This window comes from Acidovorax sp., from assembly GCF_046314175.1.
GTDB lineage: Bacteria > Pseudomonadota > Gammaproteobacteria > Burkholderiales > Burkholderiaceae_C > Acidovorax.
Window position 1 is genome coordinate 1 of sequence record NZ_JBKBXG010000162.1, and the last position, 5,535, is coordinate 5,535.

4 protein-coding genes are annotated in these 5,535 nt (G+C 60.3%); all 4 read left to right on the forward strand.

All coding sequences use genetic code 11. The annotated features are described in order from the left end of the window. Positions 1–1,868: DNA polymerase I (gene polA, locus ACK4OE_RS24915; protein WP_409889115.1), on the forward strand; the 1,868-nt coding region annotated here is incomplete at its 5' end. A gap of 137 nt (positions 1,869–2,005) precedes the next feature. Beyond that, the gene (locus ACK4OE_RS24920; RefSeq protein ID WP_409889116.1) at positions 2,006–3,808 is read left to right on the forward strand and encodes a hypothetical protein; all 1,803 of its coding nucleotides are present in this window, start codon (positions 2,006–2,008) and stop codon (positions 3,806–3,808) included. Positions 3,809–3,878: 70 nt separating this feature from the next. Continuing rightward, positions 3,879–4,778: a glutathione-dependent disulfide-bond oxidoreductase gene (gene yghU, locus ACK4OE_RS24925; RefSeq protein WP_409889117.1), complete on the forward strand. Its 900-nt coding sequence runs from the start codon at positions 3,879–3,881 to the stop codon at positions 4,776–4,778. A gap of 20 nt (positions 4,779–4,798) precedes the next feature. After that, positions 4,799–5,431: a glutathione S-transferase family protein gene (locus tag ACK4OE_RS24930; protein WP_409889118.1), complete on the forward strand. Its 633-nt coding sequence runs from the start codon at positions 4,799–4,801 to the stop codon at positions 5,429–5,431. Positions 5,432–5,535: the final 104 nt, after the last annotated feature.

Sequence of the window (5,535 nt, forward strand, 5' to 3'; positions counted from 1 at the left end):
GCCAGAGCGGCGACCTGTTTGCCGACCACTCCGCCAGCACCGTGGCCGAAGAAGCCCAGCACCGCACCGTGGTGTACGACACCATCCTGAACTGGGCGGACTTTGACCAGTGGCTGGAGCGTCTGCACAAAGCCCCGCTCACGGCCATCGACACCGAGACCGACTCCCTCGACGAAATGCGTGCGCAAATCGTCGGCATCTCTTTCAGCGTACAGCCCGGCGAGGCCGCGTACATCCCCCTGCGCCACGAAGGCCCCGACGCGCCCGCGCAACTGCCGCTGGATGAGGTGCTCGCCCGCCTCAAGCCCTGGTTGGAAAACCCCAAGCACCACAAGCTGGGCCAGCACATCAAATACGACCGCCATGTGTTCGCCAACCACGGCATCGAAGTGCAGGGCTACGCGCACGACACCATGCTGCAAAGCTACGTGCTCGAAGTGCACAAGCCCCACAACCTGACCAGCCTGGCCGAGCGCCACACCGGCCGCAAAGGCATCACCTACGAAGACCTGTGCGGCAAAGGCGCGCACCAGATCCCGTTTGCCCAGGTGCCGGTGGACAAAGCCGCCGCCTACTCGTGCGAAGACTCCGACCAGACCTTGGACGTGCACAACGCCCTGTGGCCGCTGCTGCAGGCCGACGACAAACTGCGCCTCATCTACGAGCTGGAAATTGCCAGCAGCGAAGCCCTGTACCGCATCGAACGCAACGGCGTGCTCATCGACGCCCCCACGCTGGCCGCACAAAGCCACGAACTGGGCCAGCGCATCCTGCAGCTCGAAACCGAGGCCTACGAGATTGCAGGCCAGCCCTTCAACCTGAGCAGCCCCAAGCAGCTGGGCGAAATCTTCTTCGACAAGCTGGGCATGCCCGTGGTCAAGAAGACTGCTACTGGCGCCCGCAGCACCGACGAAGAAGTGCTGGAAAAGCTGGCCGAGGACTACCCCCTGCCCGCCAAGCTGCTGGAGCACCGGAGCCTCGTCAAGCTCAAAGGCACCTACACCGACAAGCTGGCCCAGCTGGCCCTGCCGCGCACCGGCCGCGTGCACACGCACTACGCGCAGGCCGTGGCGGTGACCGGGCGCTTGTCCAGCAACGACCCCAACCTGCAGAACATCCCCATCCGCACCCCAGAAGGCCGCCGCGTGCGCGAGGCCTTTGTGGCGCCCGCAGGCCGGGTGATTGCCAGCGCCGACTACTCCCAGATCGAGCTGCGCATCATGGCCCACCTGAGCGGCGACCACTCGCTGCTGCACGCCTTCCACGCCGGGCTGGACGTACACCGCGCCACCGCTGCCGAAGTGTTTGGGGTGGAGGTCGATCAGGTCACCAGCGAGCAACGCCGCTACGCCAAGGTCATCAACTTCGGCCTCATCTACGGCATGAGCAGCTTTGGCCTGGCCAAGAACCTGGGCATCGAGACCAAGGCCGCCGCCGCGTACATCGACAAATACTTCCAGCGCTACCCCGGCGTGAAGCAGTACATGGACGACACCAAGGCCGCCGCCAAATCCATGGGCTATGTCGAAACCGTGTTTGGCCGCCGCCTGTACCTGCCCGAAATCAACTCCCCCAACGGCCCCCGCCGCGCCGGGGCCGAGCGCGCCGCCATCAACGCACCCATGCAGGGCACGGCGGCTGACTTGATCAAGCTGGCCATGGTGGCGGTGCAGAAGGAGCTGGATGCCCACAAGCCCAGCATCCAGATGATCATGCAGGTGCACGATGAACTGGTGTTTGAGCTGCCCGAGAGCGAGGTGGACTGGCTCAAGACCCACATCCCGCGCCTGATGGCGGAAGTGGCGGCGCTGAAGGTGCCGTTACTGGCGGAGGTGGGAGTGGGGGCTAATTGGGATAAGGCGCACTGAGGTTGGGAGATAGCTTTGAGGGATACATCGGTTTCCGCCAAGTACGCTTTCCTCGCAAAGTTAGTTCTGGACAGCTGGCCTACTCAACAGCAATGCACCCAGCCCTTCTAGATATTAATTTCTGAAGTGATTCGCTGATGTTTAAGAAAAAGCAAACGCCCGCAGCCTCCCTTTCTATCTCTGAGGCGCCACTACTTGCATCCCCTGCCAAAGCATCGCCGGTCAAGAATGTCAAGCCCAAGGTACTTCTCATGGACCTTGATCGCTCAGTCCAAGCCGTTTTGGTTGATGCTGGCATAAACACTACCTCTGGGTCACTAGGAACTCCATTTCAAGTGGAGCCATCCTCGCGGTGGATTCCTGCGAGAAATTCATCGCAGCTTGCGGGCTATGCAGAACAAGAAATCATCTTCATCGACCTCAGCTTCGATGCGGCATCGAGCGCCGTGGGTGAGAAGTATTCCGGTGAGGATGTGACGGGAATTTGGATCGAATGCACTCGAGGCCTCGTTGATTCACGGGCGGTGGCCGCAATGGAGGTGCGAGACGGCTTCAGCCGTATAGTGTCCACCGGAGGCGTTGTCGTCGTATTCGCATCCCCCAAAACGGGGATGACGATGAGCTATGGAAAGACGCGCGGCGGTGTAGTTCGGACTGAACAAGAGCTTTCCATTGATGAGTGGTCGTTCCTCTCCGATCTCGACTACATCCGCGTTGTCGAATCGCACGGCGAAGAGATTTCTATCTGTGAAGAGCGAACTCCATTGAGCAAAGCTCTCAGTGAGTATCTTCCCGACATGCGTTTCGAATGCACTCTCGTACCAAGATATGACGAAGAGAAATGGAGGGTGTTGGCGAAAAACAAGTTTGGCGAAACTGTTGCATTAGCGAGGACCTTGTCGTCAAACGGTGCAATTCTGATCCTGCCCCAAATGCAACACAAAGCGGGGTTCATCAAGAGATTGTTGACGGACGCTTTTCCAGAAATGTTCCCTGGCCTGTTTCCAGGGATCGAGAAAGGCCGATGGACTCACCTGTCCGAATATGAGTTGGCCAAAGTGACGAAGTTGCAAAGCGAACGCCATGAGCTTGTAAAGCGGCATGAATCCGAAATGGAACGTATCGCGGCAGATATTACCGCCGCTCGTGCCGAAGAAGGATGGCTGCACGATCTTTTGACTCAGACCGGTGACCCTCTCGTAGAGGCGGTCGTGATTGCTCTCCGCGAGCTAGGTTTTCAATCCGTCGTGGACATGGACAAGATTCGCGACCGCGAAAGAAAGGCGCGCCGTGAGGACCTCCAAATACAAGATTGCAGTCCAACACTCGTCGTTGACATTAAAGGGATCAACAATTTCCCCGGAGACGAGGATGCAATGCAAGCGTTCAAGCATGCGACGCTGGTTATGCGCGAGCAAAAGAGGGTCGACGTGGTTGGGCTCTCAATCATCAACCATCAACGGCATCTCCCTCCCCTGCAGCGTGACAACTCCGTGCCTTTCAGAAGAGAGTTGGTTGATGTCGCAATTGAAAATTTCCAGGGCCTTCTGACAACCTGGGATCTCTACCGGATGGTAGTCAACAAGCGCAGGCATTCATGGAAACCGGATGACGTGAAACCGGTGCTCTACGGTCATGGTCGCCTTGAGCCTGTACCCAAACACTATTGTTTGCTTGGGCGAATTGCACAAGTCTGGTCTCATGCATTTGGGGTGGATATTGAAAATTCCTCAGTGAAAGTGGGCGACGCTATTGCCCTTGAGTTCGATATCTACTTTGAGGAGACATCCGTGGCCTCCTTACAGGTCGCCAACGCTTCGAAAGCCGAAGCGGTCATTGGAGACAAAACGGGAATCCCTTGGCCCACTTCATCTGCTCGACCCAAGGTCGGCATGCGAGTGTTTGTCATTAAGGCAGCAGCGTCAACGCATGTAAGTTAAACCGGTCGCCACCCTAATTCTGCAATCGCTGAGGTTGCTGTCAGCCTCCTTTTTTACGCTTGGAGTTCCGATGTCCACACTCACCCCCTACACCCCCCCCGCCATCTGGCAATGGAACAAAGAAAACGGCGGCCAGTTCGCCAGCATCAACCGGCCGATTGCCGGAGCCACGCACGACAAAGAGCTGCCCGTAGGCCGCCACCCGCTGCAGCTGTATTCGCTGGGCACGCCCAATGGCGTCAAAGTCACGGTGATGCTGGAAGAGCTGCTGGCCCAAGGCCACAGCGGGGCGGAGTACGACGCGTGGCTGATTCGCATCAACGAGGGGGAGCAGTTCGGTAGCGGGTTTGTGTCTGTAAACCCCAACTCCAAGATCCCGGCGCTGCTGGACCGCACCGACCCCGCCAACCCGGTGCGGGTGTTTGAATCCGGGGCCATCCTGATGTATCTGGCCGAGAAGTTCGGCAGCGCCTTCTTGCCCAAAGACGGCGCGGCGCGGGCCGAGTGCCTGTCGTGGCTGTTCTGGCAGATGGGCAGTGCGCCGTTTGTGGGGGGAGGGTTCGGGCATTTTTATGCCTATGCGCCGGTCAAGATCGAGTACGCGATCGACCGCTATGCGATGGAGGCCAAGCGCCAGCTCGATGTGCTGAACCAGCGCCTGGCCGTGACGGAATACGTGGCGGGCAATGAGTACACCGTGGCCGACATGGCGATCTGGCCCTGGTATGGCCTGCTGGTGAAAGGCCAGGCCTACAACGCGGGCGAGTTTTTGCAGGTGCATGAATACACGCATGTGGTGCGCTGGGCCGAGCAGGTGGCCAAGCGCCCGGCGGTGCAGCGTGGGCGCAAGGTGAACCGTGTTCAGGGCGACCTGGCCAGCCAGTTGCGCGAGCGGCACGAGGCCAGCGACTTTGACACCAAGACGCAGGACAAGATCGAGGCGGCGGCTGCTGCCTCGCCTGCCCCCTGATGGCTTTGCAAGGCCCCACCATGATCACTTTGTACGACTGCGCCACGGCGCCCAGCCCGCGCCGCGCGCGCATCCTGCTCGCTGAGAAAGGCGTGACGCATGACACCGTGCAGGTGGACCTGCGCAATGGCGAGCAACTGGGCGATGCCTACCGTCAGATCAACCCGCAGTGCACGGTGCCCGCGCTGCGCACGGAAGACGGTTTGCTGCTGACCGACAACGCGGCCATTACTGCCTATGTGGAGGCGCGCTACCCGCAGCCCGCACTGCTGGGCGAGACGCCCGCAGAAAAGGCCGAGATTGCGAGCTGGAACTGGCGCATGGAGTTCGAGGGCCTGTTGGCCATTGCCGAGGCGCTGCGCAACAGCGCGCCCGCCATGGCCAACCGAGCGTTGCCCGGCGCGGTGGACTACCCGCAAATCCCGGCCCTGGCCGAGCGCGGGCTGGTGCGGGTGGGGCAGTTCTTTCTGCTGCTCAACGAGCGCTTGGCGGACCGCGACTTCATTGCCACCGACCGCTTCAGCGTGGCCGACATCACGGCGGTGGTGGCGGTGGACTTTGCGCGTGTGGTCAAGCACAAGCCGGGCGAGCAGCACCCGCACCTGCTACGCTGGCGTGCAGCCATGGCGCAGCGGCCGTCGATGTCGCTCTAACTATCGCGCTGCTCCAGTCCCCGTTTTAGTCGCAATGGGTGGATGCAAGGATTGCGCATCGGGCCTGTTCCTTGCATTGTTAGCCCATGCGCCTTCGCCACATA